A 1363-nucleotide genomic window follows, 5' to 3' on the forward strand; every position below is an offset into this window, starting at 1 on the left:
TTTTTTGGTTGGGGATGGGCTCGCGGCCTATCAGCTTGTTGGTGAGGTAATGGCTCACCAAGGCGTCGACGGGTAGCCGGCCTGAGAGGGTGACCGGCCACACTGGGACTGAGACACGGCCCAGACTCCTACGGGAGGCAGCAGTGGGGAATATTGCACAATGGGCGAAAGCCTGATGCAGCAACGCCGCGTGAGGGACGACGGCCTTCGGGTTGTAAACCTCTTTTAGCAAGGAAGAAGCGAAAGTGACGGTACTTGCAGAAAAAGCGCCGGCTAACTACGTGCCAGCAGCCGCGGTAATACGTAGGGCGCAAGCGTTATCCGGAATTATTGGGCGTAAAGAGCTCGTAGGCGGTTTGTCGCGTCTGCTGTGAAATCCCGAGGCTCAACCTCGGGCCTGCAGTGGGTACGGGCAGACTAGAGTGCGGTAGGGGAGATTGGAATTCCTGGTGTAGCGGTGGAATGCGCAGATATCAGGAGGAACACCGATGGCGAAGGCAGATCTCTGGGCCGTAACTGACGCTGAGGAGCGAAAGGGTGGGGAGCAAACAGGCTTAGATACCCTGGTAGTCCACCCCGTAAACGTTGGGAACTAGTTGTGGGGTCCTTTCCACGGATTCCGTGACGCAGCTAACGCATTAAGTTCCCCGCCTGGGGAGTACGGCCGCAAGGCTAAAACTCAAAGGAATTGACGGGGACCCGCACAAGCGGCGGAGCATGCGGATTAATTCGATGCAACGCGAAGAACCTTACCAAGGCTTGACATACACGAGAACACCCTAGAAATAGGGGACTCTTTGGACACTCGTGAACAGGTGGTGCATGGTTGTCGTCAGCTCGTGTCGTGAGATGTTGGGTTAAGTCCCGCAACGAGCGCAACCCTCGTTCTATGTTGCCAGCACGTAATGGTGGGAACTCATGGGATACTGCCGGGGTCAACTCGGAGGAAGGTGGGGATGACGTCAAATCATCATGCCCCTTATGTCTTGGGCTTCACGCATGCTACAATGGCCGGTACAAAGGGCTGCAATACCGTGAGGTGGAGCGAATCCCAAAAAGCCGGTCCCAGTTCGGATTGAGGTCTGCAACTCGACCTCATGAAGTCGGAGTCGCTAGTAATCGCAGATCAGCAACGCTGCGGTGAATACGTTCCCGGGTCTTGTACACACCGCCCGTCAAGTCATGAAAGTCGGTAACACCTGAAGCCGGTGGCCCAACCCTTGTGGAGGGAGCCGTCGAAGGTGGGATCGGTAATTAGGACTAAGTCGTAACAAGGTAGCCGTACCGGAAGGTGCGGCTGGATCACCTCCTTTCTAAGGAGCACCTGAACCCTCTTCGGGGGGTTCCAGGACCCAGTACCACA

1 rRNA gene is annotated in these 1363 nt (G+C 56.3%); it reads left to right on the top strand.

Annotation, left to right across the window (positions count from 1 at the left end):
- A 16S ribosomal RNA gene (locus tag ACI3KX_RS22080) occupies positions 1-1313 on the top strand; the annotation flags it as partial.
- Positions 1314-1363: the final 50 nt, after the last annotated feature.

It is taken from the genome of Microbacterium sp. ZW CA_36 (assembly GCF_044987475.1).
GTDB lineage: Bacteria > Actinomycetota > Actinomycetes > Actinomycetales > Microbacteriaceae > Microbacterium.